A 14,037-nucleotide genomic window follows, 5' to 3' on the forward strand; every position below is an offset into this window, starting at 1 on the left:
TCTCGACGGATCGGGAGGTTTACGAAAGAAAAATCACTGAATGACGCTATTTGCGTGTTATCTGCCGCTTTGCGCCTTGCTCTGTGAGCGTGTCTCTACGATTCTTCAAGGACAACGACAACACCCGAGAAGCCGTCATGAAAACCGTCGCCCAGTTGCTCAAGTTAAAGGCCCAACAGAATCAGGCAGTCCACACCATTGCGCCTCATCAAATGGTGCTGGAAGCGCTGATGGTGATGGCCGCAAAAAACGTCGGCGCGTTACCGGTCCTGAAAGATGGAAAGGTCGTCGGCATCATCAGTGAGCGGGACTATGCGCGCAAACTGGTGCTCAAGGGGCGCTCCTCCGTCGGCACACCGGTCAGCGACATCATGGTGTCGCCGGTGATCACCGTGGACACCCATCAAACCGTCGAAACCTGCATGGGCATCATGTCCGACAAACGCCTGCGGCACTTGCCGGTGGTGGAGGACGGTGAGCTGATGGGCTTGCTGTCGATCGGCGACCTGGTCAAGGAAGCTATTGCCGAGCAGGCTGAACTGATTCGACAGCTGGAGCAGTACATCCGCGGGGAGTGATTTCACACTGTGCGAGGGGGCTTTTGTGGCGAGCCCCACTCCCACAAAGGCTCGTTCCCACATTGGTTTGATGTGTTCCTATGGCCAATGCCGCGAGAAGACCGGCGCCAATACCGGGTGGCGGTCGAAGCGTTCGAGCCAGGCAAAGAACCCCGGCCGCGCAACGCGCAAGTGTTCCCGGGTGCCCGCCCACCGCGTCACCACCGCCGCCAGAATATCCAGTGCGCCCGGCTTTCCATCGCCCAGGTACAACTTGCCGGCGAATTGATCGGCAAACACCTCCCAATTCCAGTGCAGGCGCTGACGGGCACCGGCCATGAGGTTTTGCCGGGACGACTCGTCCGCCTCGCCCAGCCAGCGCTCGGGGTAATCGATGATGCCGATGACGCTGTAGCAATTGCTGACGATGTACACCAGACCATGAATCACCTGATCGCGCTTGATCGGGTTTTCCGGCAACAGGTTCGACTCCGGGAACGTAAGGCCCAGGTGAATCAGGATGGCCGCACTCTCGGCAAGAACGCCGCCATCGGGCAGTTGCAGAGTGGGAACCTGCTTGAGCGGGTTGAGCTTCTCCAGCGCATGCACCGCCTCCGGGGACGATGATACGTCGATGAAGCGATAAGGAACCTCGCACAGTTCCAGCGCGGCTTCGATGGCGGCCGCACCCGAATTCTGATACCCATAGAGCTGGTACATGACTAAATCTCCTCTGCGACTCTCTCTTTGTAGCAGATGCCAAAGAATGCGCGCGAACCCTGTGGGAGCGAGCTTGCCCGGTTACCCTCCCGCACGCCTCATACAGCTCTGATAACGCTCATCGACTCGCTTGGCAAACCACGCCGTGGTGAGTTTGCGGGTGATCTTCGGGCTTTGCAGCACGATCCCCGGCAACACCGCCCGGGGTAATGGCCGGCCTTCGGCCTGTTCGGCCAAAGCGAAAACCCGCTGATAGAGCGTGGTGTCCTCGAACTGAAGACTTTTACCCTCCTCCAGTTGATCCCGAATGGTCGGGTTGCGCATGTCCAACTGCTTGCCCAGGGTGCGCACCGCCAGTTCCGTGGTGCCGGGCATGATCGAACCGTAGCGCACCAGATCGCCATCCAGCGCCAGCGGGATACCCGTTGCACGAGTTACCGCGTTCTGGAACGCTGCATTGCGGCTGGCGTACCAACCGGCATTGAAATCGGCGAAGCGATACAGCGGCTGCTTGTAGCTCACCGGATAACCGAGCAAGTGGGCGATACCGAAATACAGGCCACCACGACGGGTGAACACTTCGTGGCGAATCGAGCCGTCCACCGGGTAGGGATAATCCCGCGCCTGCTGCTCGGCAAAGTCGATGCTGACCTGCATCGGCCCGCCGGTGTGCACCGGGTTGAACCCGCCGAACAAGGTCCGGCCCATGGGCACCATGCCGATGAAGTCATCGAAAATCGCGCTGAGCTCTTTTTCGCTGCGCGCGGTATTCAGTCGATCGCTGTAGCTTTTGCCGTTGGGTGAGCGCACCTGCAAGGCAGCGCTGACCAGCAGGCTGGGGATGTGGGCCTTATCGGCGCGGCGGTCGATTTCATCCCGGGCGATCTTGCCCAGGCCTGGCACCAACGGATCAGCCTGAAACGTCGATTCCTGCTCAGCGACCGCGAGTACCGAACACAGGTTTTGCGTGGTCGGCGCAATTTTTTGCGCGGCAAACGCCGCGTAGATGTCCGTGGCCCAGCCCTGGCGGTCGACCGTTTTGGCCGGCAGCAGGCTGACGATCTCGGCCTTGACCTCGGCAGGCTTGCGGGCCGGCGGTTCCTGAGGGCGCTGAGTGCCGCAACCGGCCAGTACCAACAGCGCGGCCACGCTCATGATCAATCGATTGGCTTGCATGGTGCTCCATCAAATCCGTTGAGCCGGGTTAACCATACGATCAATGGCATGGCGCAGGCTATGACTATCCCGCCCTCTCCCTGTTCCGTAGCAACTCGTTCGCCGTAGCAGCTGTCGAGCCTGCGAGTGCCCCCCGGTTGAACCATACTTGATCCACACACCGAGGAGGACAGGCTCATGAACCGTAGCGACGTGCTGATCATCGGTGCCGGCCCGACCGGGTTGGTCCTGGCGCTGTGGCTGAGCAAACTGGGAATTCGGGTACGGATCATCGACAAGACCTCGGCCCCCGGCACCACCTCACGCGCGTTGGCAGTACAGGCCAGAACGCTGGAGCTATACCGCCAGCTCGACCTCAGCGACGCCGTGGTGCAGAACGGCCATAAAGTGTGCGCCGCGAATTTCTGGGTCAAGGGCGAACCGGTCGCACACCTGCCGCTGAGCACCATCGGCGAGGGTTTGACGCCCTATGCGTTCCTGGAAATCTATCCGCAAGACGAGCACGAACAGTTGCTGATCGAACGTCTGGAGACCTTCGGCATTACGGTGGAACGCAACACCGAACTGCAAAATTTCGAGGAAACCGGCGACGGCATTACTGCAACGCTGCGCTTGCCCGATGGCCAGCAGCAGACCTGTCAGGCCTGTTACCTTGCAGGCTGCGACGGCGCCCGCTCGATTGTGCGTAAAACCCTGGACACCGGTTTCCCGGGGGGCACCTACCAGCAGATTTTCTACGTGGCGGATGTGCAGGCCCGCGGCCCGACGTTCAACGGCGAACTGCATGTGGACCTCGACGAAGCCGACTTCCTCGCCATTTTTCCTTTGTCCAGCGAAGGTCGCGCCCGTCTGATCGGCACGGTTCGCGATGAACGCGCCGACCGCGCCGAAACCCTGCAGTTTGCAGACGTCAGCAGCCGTGCTATCGAGAATCTAAAGCTGCAGATCGATCAGGTGAACTGGTTCTCGACCTACCGCGTGCATCACCGTGTTGCGGATCACTTTCGCACCGGACGCGCGTTTCTGTTAGGTGACGCCGCCCATGTCCACAGCCCGGCGGGTGGCCAGGGCATGAACACCGGGATTGGCGACGCGATTAATCTGGCCTGGAAGCTCGCGGCGGTGTTAAGCGGCAGCGCCACGCCCAAACTGCTCGACAGTTATGAAACCGAACGCATCGCCTTTGCCCTGCGTCTGGTGGCGACCACTGACCGGGTGTTCAACTTCGTCACGGCCGATGGGCCAATTGCCGACGTGATGCGCATGCGTGTGGCACCCTTTCTGATCCCGAAAATGATCTCGTTCGAGGCGGTCCGAGAGTTCATGTTTCGCACGGTGTCGCAAACCACCCTCAACTATCGTGGCATGCCCTTGAGCGAGGGCGTTACCGGCCATATTCACGGCGGTGATCGCCTGCCCTGGGCCCACGACGGAGAATGGGATAACTTCGAATCGCTGAAATACCTGACCTGGCAGGTGCATGTGTATGGCGACACCAGCGACGAGATGATCGCCTGGTGCAACGAGCATCGCCTGCCATTACAGGTGTTCGACTGGCGACCGGTGTTTGAAACCGTGGGGCTGGCGCGCAACGGGTTTTACCTGCTGCGGCCGGATACCTATGTGGCGATCGCCGATTACAGCGCCGATCCGAAGGTGATCGAACGGTATTTCCGCGATCATGGGATACGGCCTTTTATCGTCTGAAGATCTTTTGATTTTTAGATCCCGGCCAGGGCCAGGTCCATCGTTAGATCGTCAGCGTCCCTGTGATACACGTCGCCACAGAACCGCCAATCCAGATTTCATCCCCCACCTGCTCCACCCGAATCCGCCCGGCGCGGCCCATGGTCAGGCCCTGGCTGACGACATAAGACGCCGGGGCCAGCCCTTCGCTGAGCAACCATTGGGCGATGCCGGCGTTCAGGCTGCCGGTGGCCGGGTCTTCCGGCATGCCGTCGCCGGAGATGAATGCACGCACTTCGAACTGCACGTCAGCACCATCGCGCTCGGGGTGCCACGGCGCGATGACACCGACGGCGAGGCCGAGCATCTGCGAATGATCCGGTTGCAAGCCCAGCACCTGCTGGCGGTCTTCGACCATCACCGCCAGCCAACCGGCACCGTTGTCGACCCATTGCGTGCACACAATTGCGCCCTGCGCCAATCCGAGGCCCAGCCGCACGCGCTCGACCAGCTCGGCGTCCACCGGGCCGGACCTGAGCAGCGGTGGCGCGAGAAACGCCAGCTCCGCTCCCTGCCGACGCACCCGCACCAGGCCGACACCGCACTCCTGAATGATCTCCTCACCCTTGGGCACGCCACCGGCCTCGAGCCAGGCATGGCACGTGCCCAGCGTCGGATGACCGGCGAACGGCAACTCTTGCAGGGTGGTGAAGATACGCACCCGATAGTCGGCCCGGGGGTCTCGAGGTTCGAGCACGAACGTGGTTTCGCTGAGGTTGGTCCAGTTCGCGAACGCCGCCATGCGTTCATCGCTGAGCCTGTCTGCGCCGAACACCACCGCCAACGGGTTGCCCTTGAGCGCGACGTGGCTGAAAACATCTACTTGCTTGAAAGCGAACGCGCTCATTGCCTGCCTTGGTGATGAGGGAATCAAAAGGATTGCTTGGGGATTTCCAGCCCGCGAATCACCGCCGGCCTCGCCAGGAAACGCTCCAGCACGCGGGTGACGTTGGGGAAATTCTGGATGCCCACCAGGTCGCCGGCCTCGTAGAAGCCGATCAGGTTGCGCCCCCACGGAAAGGTCGCGATGTCGGCGATAGTGTAGCGCTCACCCATGATCCAGTCGCGCCCTTGCAGGCGGTCATCGAGAACGTTGAGCAAGCGCTTGCTTTCGTCGACGTAGCGATCACGCGGACGCTTGTCTTCGTAGTCCTTGCCGGCGAATTTGTTGAAGAAACCGAGCTGGCCGAACATCGGCCCGATACCGCCCATCTGAAACATCAGCCACTGAAGGGTCTCGTAACGCGCCGCCGACTCCTGGGCCAGCAGTTGCCCGCTCTTGTCGGCGAGGTAAATCAGAATCGCCCCGGATTCGAACAGCGCCAGCGGTTGATCTCCCGGGCCGTGGGGGTCGAGGATCGCCGGGATCTTGTTATTGGGGTTCAGCGACAGAAACTCAGGGGACAGCTGATCCTGGGTGTCGAAGCCCACACGATGCGGCTCGTAGGGCAGCCCGATTTCTTCGAGCATGATCGAAACCTTGACGCCATTGGGCGTTGGCAAGGAATAGAGCTGGATCCACTCCGGATACTGGGCCGGCCACTTTCGAGTGATGGGAAATGCAGACAAGTCGGTCATCGGGAGCTTCCACGGGAAAATCGGAGTGAAGATCATAAAGGGGACGGGGCTACGATGTGTACTGTGTCCATAAATCCGAAACATCCTGTCGATAACCTTTCCCCCAATCCGTTCAAGGTTGCCGCTAAAGTGCCAGGCACCTCGCTCGGATCGAAGCTCGGATCGAACCAAAAGGGCGTCAGCGGACTCTGAGCATTGCCCTGTTAGAAATGGACCGGGTCAACGACATGGAAAACACCCTATGCTCGGAGCTTGCGGTGTCAAGGTTTGTCAGCCTTAACCGAATGCGCTGAAGAACACCTATTCGATGATGAGTCCTTTGAAATTCACCAACCGCTTCAAACATTGCGCTTATATCTTCCTGCCCGCTCTGCTGGCGGCCGGCGCGTTGTTTTTGTCGCTGGAGTCCAGTGAAAGCCGCGCCCAACCGGTGGACGGTACACAGACGCTGGTGTTTTTGCGTCACGCGGAAAAACCGGCCGGCGGCCTGGGTCAGCTCAATTGCCAGGGCCTGAACCGCGCCATCGACCTGGCCACCTTGCTGCCGGAAAAATTCGGCAAGGCCAACTACGTGTTTGCCGCCAACCCGACGCGCAATGTCGAGGAAGGCGAACTGGATAATTCCTACAGTTACATTCGCCCCCTGATGACCATCAGCCCCAGCGCGATCAAGCTCGGCTTGCCGGTAAACATCGAGTTTTCGGCCAACGACACCAGCGACCTGGCCGATGAGCTGCTTCGCGACAAGTATCACAACTCGATCATCTATACCGCCTGGTCCCATGGCTACCTGCCCGAGCTGATCAACAAGGTCGCCGGGGAAGCCGTCGGCTCAAAACAGCACATCACCGATGACTGGGCATCCAGCGACTACGACTCGCTGTACGTGCTCACACTGACCTGGCACAACGGCAAGGCCAGCCTGCAGAGCCACAGTTACAAGCAAGGGCTGGATAACGGTCGGGAGACTTGTCCGACGTAAGCCGTCGGGCACCGGCCTGCTCGCGATAGGCCAGCAAAAACAACATCACCCCCGCTGTTTACCCCGCTCCCGCAGATATTCGAGAACGGCGTTCCGATCCCCGACAAACTCGATCCGCACGCCCTTCTTCTCCCGCTGAAACACATACATCGGGTCGTAATACTCGCGCAGCAACCCTTCGATCCAGCCCCGGTGCAAGTCCACCGCACCGCTGTTGGCCTGTTCCGCCAGCGCATCTTCCATCAAACTCAACATCCGCCGATGGCGTTCGCCGCCCAAGCGTTTCTGGACATTGTTCAGGCTCGCCAACATCCGCTCGGAAAACAGCGTGAAGCCTTCATCGCCATACACCTCGGTGAACTCGGCGCATAAATCCACCACGTAATCGCGCAGGATCCGCTCGACGCGCCCTTCCAGGCTGTCCTCCAGCCAGACCATCGGAAACTGCTGCATGCCCTGATACAGCGGCAACGGCAGCGCGCAACTGCCGATCGCGCGGCTCTCGTCTTCGAGCACAAACTGCTCGATACCGCCGTCACGTTTTTTCAGCACGTCCACGGCCAAGCGGTTTTCAAAGTCGATGTTGGAAGGTTGGCCGGTGGCGCGTTTGCCGAAGCTGGAGCCGCGATGATGGGCGTGACCTTCAAGGTCCAGCGCGTTGCTCAATTGCGTGAGCACCTCGGTCTTGCCGGTGCCGGTCATTCCGCCCAGCAAAACGAAATCGCACTGGGCAACGGTCTGCTCGAGCGTGTCGAGCAAGAACGTACGCATGGCCTTGTAGCCGCCACCGACGCGCGGATAGTCGATGCCCGCTTCGTCCTTGAGCCACTGCTGGACGATCTGCGAACGCAGCCCGCCGCGAAAACAATACAAATAGCCATCCGGATGCACCCGGGCAAAGTCGGCCCAGGCCTGGATGCGCTCGGCCTTGATCGCGCCGGTCACCAATTGATGCCCCAGCGTGATGGCCGCTTGTTGACCGTGTTGCTTGTAGCAAGTGCCGACCCGTTGCCGCTCGTGGTCATTCATCAGCGCCAGGTTGACCACGCCGGGGAATGAGCCCTTGAGGAATTCGACCGGCGCGCGCACATCCATCATCGCCCGGTCGTTGAGGAAGATGTCGCGGTAATCGGTGAAGTCTCTGGACATCAAACCACCTCAACCGCGTGGGTCTGTCGCTCTACCAGCTCGCCGATCGGCTGAAGGGCCAGCCCAAGTTCGGCCGCCACCGCCAGGAACGCTGCGTCGCCTTCGGGCGTGACTGCAATCAGCAAACCGCCGCTGGTCTGTGGGTCGCAGAGCACACGTTTATGCAACTCCTGGAGACGGCCGACCTTGCCGGCGTAGCTGTCGAAATTGCGCAGCGTGCCGCCGGGCACACAACCCTGATCGAGGTAATACTCGACGCCCGGCAGGCGCGGCACACGGTCATAGCCGATGCGGGCGGTCACGTTGCTGCCGTCGGCCATTTCCACCAAGTGCCCGAGCAAGCCGAAACCGGTGACGTCGGTCATTGCGGTTACGCCGTCGAGCTTGCCGAAACGGCTGCCGGGTTTGTTCAGGGTGCACATCCAGTCGCGGGCCAGGCCGATGTCGGCATTACGCAACTTGCCCTTCTTCTCGGCGGTAGTGAGGATGCCGATGCCCAAGGGTTTGGTGAGATAGAGCAGGCATCCGGCGGTGGCGGTGTCGTTGCGCTTCATGTGGCGCTTTTCCACCAGCCCGGTCACGGCCAGGCCGAAGATCGGCTCAGGTGCATCGATGGAATGGCCGCCGGCCAAGGGGATTCCCGCTTCATCGCAGACCGAACGCCCGCCACGAATCACTTCCCGGGCAATCTCCGGCGCCAGCACATTGACCGGCCAGCCGAGGATCGCAATCGCCATCAACGGATCGCCGCCCATGGCGTAAATGTCGCTGATGGCGTTAGTGGCGGCGATACGGCCGAAATCGAATGGGTCGTCGACAATCGGCATAAAGAAGTCAGTGGTCGACACCACGCCGCGCTCTTCATCGATGGCATACACCGCCGCGTCATCGCGCGAGGCGTTGCCGACCCAGAGTTTCGGGTCCAGGTTCTGCGCCCCGCTGCCGGCCAGAATCACCTCCAGCACCTGGGGTGAAATCTTGCAGCCACAGCCTGCGCCGTGGCTGTACTGGGTCAGACGAATCGGCTCGCTCATGGGATGCACCTTGTGAGGTCAATGCCCTGGATTCTACAGCAACCCCCATTTGTAGGAGCAGTGATCCATTGTGGCGAGGGAGCTTGCTCCCGCTGGGTTGCGCAGCAGCCCCAAAACCTTGCATACGGTGTTTCAGGGAATCCCTGTCCGCCAGGTTTGCGGGTGCTTCGCACCCGAGCGGGAGCAAGCTCCCTCGCCACAAAAGCTCATGCCACAGATCAAGTGACACCACTTTGGTGCACGTCCTGTCCAGATCCCCTTCGCCCCGAACTCCATTCCTTTTACCTACCCCCGAATTCCTTGACCGAAAGGACAGCAAAACCGCCAATTTCTCCTATTTTTCAGCGTATTGAAAAAACTGGTATGCCTTGTGCAAACGTTTGCGAGTCGCCGATACCGGCCTGTTCGCCACTTAACCGCGCAAGCCCGTACCACCGGGACTTGGATCCGCACGAAAAGGGACTTTTAATGCATTGCACCTCCAGCCGCGTGACTCGCTCACGCACTTTTGCTGTTTCCTTGCTGCTGGTCAGCGTTACAGGACTACTCAGCAGCCACGTTTTGGCCCAACCGGCCACCGCCGAAGAATCCGCCCAGGGCGAAGCCCTCAGCCCTGAAGCCAGCCCACCGAAAAAAGGCGCGTACCTGTCGGACTGGTTCAATCAGGACCTGACCGTCATCGGCAGCAAGGACATCAGTTTCGGCCCGCAACCGGCTGACGATATCTACCTGGAATACGAGTACTTCGGCCGCAAGGGGCCATTCGAGTTGTACGGCTACATCGACATTCCGAAGATCTTCGACATCGGCAACAGCCATGACAAAGGCGTGTGGGATCACGGCTCGCCAGTGTTCATGGAACACGAACCGCGGATTTCCATCGACTACCTGGCCGGCCGCAGCCTGGCCGTCGGGCCGTTCAAGGAATGGTACGTGGCGTTCGACTGGATCTACGATCACGGCAGCAACAGTGCCAACCGCGCCAACACGCTGTACAGCGGTCTCGGCACCGACATCGACACCCATTCGCGGGTCAACCTGTCGGCCAACTTCTACGGTCGCTACCAGTGGGAAAACTACGGAGCCAGCAACGAGTATTCGTGGGACGGCTACCGCGCCCAGCTCAAATACATCGTGCCCATCAGCAGTTTCAGCAACGGCGCTTCGTTGACCTACATCGGCTTCACCAACTTCGACTTCGGCTCTGACCTGCACAAAGACAACCCGGCCCGCACCGCCAACGCCACCGTGGCCACCAACGTGTTGCTCTACGCCTTCACCCACTTGCGTTTCACCCTGGTCGGCCGTTACTTCCACAACGGCGGCAACTGGGAGGACGGCAGTGAGTTGAATTTCGGCGACGGCGACTTCCGCGCCCGTTCCAATGGCTGGGGTTACTACGCCGGTGTCGGCTATCAGTTTTAAGGCTCATTTGAATCAGGAGGTTTTATGAAAGCAATGACGCGTCTTTCCCTGTCTGTCGGCTTTGCGGCAAGCACCCTGCTCTCTTCCTCTGTCTGGGCGGTAGAAGCACCAATCCAGCCGAAAGTGATGCTGATCACCATGTTCGCCCCTGAGGCGCAGAACTGGATCGATCGCCTGGAACTCAAACAAGAAGTGCGCGTACCGGGCCTGTCCGCCGAGTACCCGAACATTCGCTGCAACACCCAACAGGTGTGCCTGATGGTCACCGGCATGGGCCAGACCAATGCGGCGGCCTCGACCCTGGCCCTGGCGCTGTCGCCAAAATTCGACCTGCGCAAAAGTTACTTCCTGATCGCCGGGATTGCCGGCATCAGCCCAAAACACGGCACCATCGGCACCACCGCGTGGGCGCACTACCTGGTGGAGTTCGGCACTCAGTGGGAACTGGACTCCCGGGACGCGCCGAAAGACTGGCCGACCGGTTACCTGGGCATCAACACCAAAGGCCCGAACGAAAAACCGCCGCTGGATTACAAGACCGAAGTCTTCGAACTCAATCCGAAGCTACAGGCCAAGGCCTTCGCCCTGAGCCACAAGGTCGAACTGAGCGAGAGCAAGGAATCGGCGGCGTGGCGCTTGAAGTACCCGTCGGCCCCGGCCAATCAGCCGCCGGTGGTGACCCAGTGCGACACACTGGCGGGCAATACCTGGTTTTCCGGGACGCGCTTGAGTGAACGGGCGGAAGTCTGGACCCGGTTGCTGACCAACAACGAAGGTGTCTACTGCACCACTCAGCAGGAAGACAACTCCACCTACGAGGCACTGCTGCGGGCCAGTCGCGAAGGTCTGGTGGATGTCCGGCGTTTGGCGGTAGTGCGCGCCGGTTCGGATTTCGACCGACCGGCGCCGGGGCAGAGCGAGGTGGATAACCTGCTCAAATACGCCGATCAGGGCGGGTTTGTGCCAGCACTGGAGAACCTGTACCGCACGGGGAATCCGTTGGTGCAGGAGATTCTGAAGAATTGGTCGGCTTGGGAGAAAGGCGTTCCCGAAGCTTGAGTTTGATTTGAGGACGCTTTCGCGGGCAAGCCTCGCTCCTACGGGGAAATCGACACCAATCCCGTAGGAGCGAGGCTTGCCCGCGAAGCTCTTTACGGCAACAAAATCACTTTGTCGCCGCTGCCCTGATTCACCTCGGCATACCGTTCCAGCCCCTCGGCCAACGGCGATTCAACTAACCCTTCCGGCAACGGCAACAGGCCCTGATCGAAAAAGTTTCCGAACTGTTCGAGCATCGCCGCACACGCCTGAACCCCATACAGCAACGAATTGATCCCCACCACCGAACCGCCCTTGCGATACAGCGCCAGGGCCGGCAATTGCACGTGCCCATCGGCCGGCGCGGCGATGATTGCGATGCGGCCGAACGCGGCCAGCGCCGGGACCGAGGCCGGCAGCCAGAAACCGGTGGTGTCGAAGATCACGTCAGCGCCGCCGGTATATACCGCGTTGACCTGTGCCCCCAGCTCTTCGGGTTTATCCAGTTGCAGTGTCTGATAACCCTGAGACTGCAAATCCTTGACCTGCTCCGGCCGCCGCGCCGCCGCCAGTACCTGGGCGCCCCGGACTTTGGCCAGCGCCAATGCCGCGCTGCCCACCGCCCCGCCGCCGATCACCAACAGCCGCGTTCCGGTGGTGACAAGGCTGCGTTCCAGCGCATCCCACGCCGTGGTGTACGGCACGCCAAGGCTGGCGGCCTGGGCAAAGCTCAGATGCGTCGGCTTCAGCGCCACGCCATTGGCCGGCAGTTTGACGAATTGCGCGTGGGAACCGTCGGCAAAGAAGCCCAGCTCCCGGCCGGTGCCCCAGACTTCCTGGCCGATCAGCGCCTGCGGGCCTTCAACGACGACGCCAGCGAAATCGCGCCCGGGAATCCGCGGCAACGTGGTGTAGGGAAAGCGCCCCAGTACGTTTTTCACATCACTGGGATTGAGCCCCGCCGCCTTGATCTGGACCAGCACTTCGTCAGCGCCGGGAACGGGGGTGGGAACCTCAACGTAGCGCAGGGCCAAGAGGTCGCCGGTTTTGTCGAATTGCAGTGCTTTCATGGGCATTTTCACCAAATGGATAAAGGGTTCAGGAGATCCAGCCCGCGACCAGTTGCCGGCCCACGGGCCACAACTGTTCACCGGCGAGCATGCCCAGCAAGCCCACCAGCGCGATGGCCGGTGGTGCGGGGGAACGAAAATCCAGCGCGCCATAGAGCAGGCCGACGCCCAGACCGATACCCAACGAAATAAGGTAGTTCATGACAGACTCCGTGGCATAAGGGGTATGCGCAGAGTCTAGAGAGAGGTTGCCACGGGCGTCGGCCAAGTACTTCTGAATGTCGGCCAAAGCGCTTTTTACGCGCCTGCGCCCCGTTGCTGGCTCACGCAAAACTGCGAAGGCGCGACGCCCAGTTCCCGGCGGAACATGTCGCTGAAGCTGCTCGGCGAATAACCCAGCTCCCGGGCAATCGCGCTGACCGGTACGCCCTGAATCAATTCGGCCGCCGCGGTCGCCAGTTGCACCTGCCGCCGCCATTCGGCGAAGCCCATGCCCAAGCCGTCCTTGAACAGCCGCGCCAGGGTGCGCACGCTGGCACCGGCATTTTCGGCATGTTGCTCGAAGGAAATGTCCAGCGACGGTGAGGCCATGACCGCCTGGCACAGGTTCATCAGTCGCCGGTCGGAATCATCCGGTAGCGGGATTTTCAGCGTTGAACGCCGGGCGCGCTTGAGCTCCAGCAATGCCAGGCCGACCAGCGCGTCGTAGTAATCCGGGGCACCGTCGTCACCCTGCTCCACCAGCCCGACGATCAGTTCGCGCAGCAAGCCGCCGACTTCAATCACTTGCACGCTGTCGTCCAGCGTCGCCGCCAATGACGGCCGCAGGTAGATGTTGCGCATCTGCAAATCAGACACCACGCGAATCCCGTGCGGCACACCCGGTGGCAGCCAGACCGCCCGTTGCGGCGGCACCACCAGCGCTTCATGGGGCGTCTCGACCCACATCACGCCGCTCATCGCGTACAGCAACTGGCCCCACACATGTTCGTGAGGCTCGATATACAACCCACGCGGGTAAGTACGTGCCAGCGGTTGCACGGGCACATCGGTGTCGCTCAAATCAGGCGGCGCGGCCTTGGCCATAGGCTAGGATCATTGGGGGACGGAAAGGCTCCATGGTAGCGAGGCGTGCGGCGTGTCGCCAGTCACTGTAACCGACTGACAATCCGACGGAATTTTCCGCGCGCCCAACGATCCTTCTATTACAACAGGGAGGAATACAGGCTTTATGAACAATGCAAAACTTTTCGTCATTGAATACACCCTTCATGGCAAGCCCAAGTCTTTCATCATCCGCCTGGACAAAATGGACAATGCAGAGGCTTGGCACTGGGCAAGTTGCGACGCCGGAGTGGGCCGGATCCCGCGTTTTGGCCGTGAGCGGGTGCAAAAAACCAGCAAACCGGTGGCGGAGAAATTCGGCGTCGAGAACGTGACCTGGCGACCGACGAGTTGAGTATTAAAAAGGGGGTAACCATAGATGTAGGAGCCAGGCGTGGGGGGGGGGGGGGGGGGGGGGGGGGGGGGGGGGGGGGGGGGGGGGGGGGGGGGGGGGGGGG

Annotated in this window: 15 protein-coding genes; 6 read left to right on the forward strand and 9 right to left on the reverse strand. The window is 60.9% G+C overall.

Annotated elements, in window-relative coordinates; genetic code table 11:
* Positions 1-137 precede the first annotated feature (137 nt).
* Complete coding sequence (locus AC1RO5_RS23000; protein ID WP_007939416.1) at positions 138-578, forward strand: CBS domain-containing protein; 441 nt, start codon at positions 138-140, stop codon at positions 576-578.
* A 78-nt stretch (positions 579-656) separates the two neighbouring features.
* Here AC1RO5_RS23000 and AC1RO5_RS23005 read toward each other — a convergent pair whose 3' ends face one another.
* Together AC1RO5_RS23005 and AC1RO5_RS23010 are read right to left on the reverse strand one after the other, a co-directional pair.
* The gene (locus AC1RO5_RS23005) at positions 657-1,277 is read right to left on the reverse strand and encodes a glutathione S-transferase N-terminal domain-containing protein (protein WP_493177834.1); all 621 of its coding nucleotides are present in this window, start codon (positions 1,275-1,277) and stop codon (positions 657-659) included.
* Positions 1,278-1,358: 81 nt separating this feature from the next.
* Entirely contained in the window at positions 1,359-2,453 is a 1,095-nt protein-coding gene (locus AC1RO5_RS23010; protein WP_493177835.1) for a DUF1615 domain-containing protein, read from the reverse strand.
* 177 nt (positions 2,454-2,630) lie between these two features.
* Between AC1RO5_RS23010 and AC1RO5_RS23015 the strand changes: the two genes are divergently transcribed.
* Complete coding sequence (locus AC1RO5_RS23015; protein WP_493177837.1) at positions 2,631-4,160, forward strand: FAD-dependent oxidoreductase; 1,530 nt, start codon at positions 2,631-2,633, stop codon at positions 4,158-4,160.
* Positions 4,161-4,203: 43 nt separating this feature from the next.
* On the opposite strand, the gene AC1RO5_RS23020 is transcribed toward AC1RO5_RS23015, so the two are convergent.
* Both AC1RO5_RS23020 and AC1RO5_RS23025 read right to left on the reverse strand, forming a co-directional pair.
* Complete coding sequence (locus tag AC1RO5_RS23020) at positions 4,204-5,046, reverse strand: PhzF family phenazine biosynthesis protein (protein WP_493177838.1); 843 nt, start codon at positions 5,044-5,046, stop codon at positions 4,204-4,206.
* Between the two features lie 23 nt (positions 5,047-5,069).
* On the reverse strand, positions 5,070-5,777 hold the full coding sequence (locus AC1RO5_RS23025; RefSeq protein WP_493177840.1) for a glutathione binding-like protein: 708 nt from the start codon (positions 5,775-5,777) through the stop codon (positions 5,070-5,072).
* 307 nt (positions 5,778-6,084) lie between these two features.
* On the opposite strand from AC1RO5_RS23025, the gene AC1RO5_RS23030 reads away from it, so the two are divergent.
* Positions 6,085-6,759, forward strand: a complete 675-nt coding sequence (locus tag AC1RO5_RS23030; RefSeq protein WP_493177842.1) for a histidine phosphatase family protein — start codon at positions 6,085-6,087, stop codon at positions 6,757-6,759.
* A 45-nt stretch (positions 6,760-6,804) separates the two neighbouring features.
* Here the strand turns inward: AC1RO5_RS23030 and mnmH are convergent, their stop codons facing one another.
* Both mnmH and selD read right to left on the reverse strand, forming a co-directional pair.
* Positions 6,805-7,908 (reverse strand): tRNA 2-selenouridine(34) synthase MnmH, encoded by a 1,104-nt coding sequence (gene mnmH / locus AC1RO5_RS23035; RefSeq protein ID WP_493177844.1) that lies wholly within the window; start codon positions 7,906-7,908, stop codon positions 6,805-6,807.
* On the reverse strand, positions 7,908-8,942 hold the full coding sequence (gene selD, locus AC1RO5_RS23040) for a selenide, water dikinase SelD (protein ID WP_493177846.1): 1,035 nt from the start codon (positions 8,940-8,942) through the stop codon (positions 7,908-7,910). Before selD ends, mnmH begins: the two co-directional genes overlap by 1 nt.
* 468 nt (positions 8,943-9,410) lie before the next feature.
* On the opposite strand from selD, the gene AC1RO5_RS23045 reads away from it, so the two are divergent.
* A complete protein-coding gene (locus AC1RO5_RS23045) occupies positions 9,411-10,367 on the forward strand; it encodes a nucleoside-specific channel-forming protein Tsx (RefSeq protein WP_493177848.1) in 957 nt (318 codons plus the stop codon).
* A gap of 24 nt (positions 10,368-10,391) precedes the next feature.
* Entirely contained in the window at positions 10,392-11,426 is a 1,035-nt protein-coding gene (locus AC1RO5_RS23050) for a purine-nucleoside phosphorylase (protein WP_493177850.1), read from the forward strand.
* A gap of 92 nt (positions 11,427-11,518) precedes the next feature.
* On the opposite strand, the gene AC1RO5_RS23055 is transcribed toward AC1RO5_RS23050, so the two are convergent.
* The 3 genes from AC1RO5_RS23055 to AC1RO5_RS23065 all read right to left on the reverse strand — a co-directional run bounded on the left by AC1RO5_RS23055 (position 11,519) and on the right by AC1RO5_RS23065 (position 13,561).
* Entirely contained in the window at positions 11,519-12,475 is a 957-nt protein-coding gene (locus tag AC1RO5_RS23055) for a quinone oxidoreductase family protein (RefSeq protein WP_493177852.1), read from the reverse strand.
* A gap of 28 nt (positions 12,476-12,503) precedes the next feature.
* Entirely contained in the window at positions 12,504-12,677 is a 174-nt protein-coding gene (locus AC1RO5_RS23060) for a DUF1427 family protein (protein WP_493177853.1), read from the reverse strand.
* A gap of 95 nt (positions 12,678-12,772) precedes the next feature.
* A complete protein-coding gene (locus AC1RO5_RS23065; protein ID WP_493177854.1) occupies positions 12,773-13,561 on the reverse strand; it encodes an AraC family transcriptional regulator in 789 nt (262 codons plus the stop codon).
* Between the two features lie 145 nt (positions 13,562-13,706).
* Between AC1RO5_RS23065 and AC1RO5_RS23070 the strand changes: the two genes are divergently transcribed.
* A complete protein-coding gene (locus AC1RO5_RS23070; protein WP_493177856.1) occupies positions 13,707-13,934 on the forward strand; it encodes a DUF6555 family protein in 228 nt (75 codons plus the stop codon).
* Positions 13,935-14,037 lie beyond the last annotated feature (103 nt).

This window comes from Pseudomonas sp. GW822-FHT02G04, from assembly GCF_058802085.1.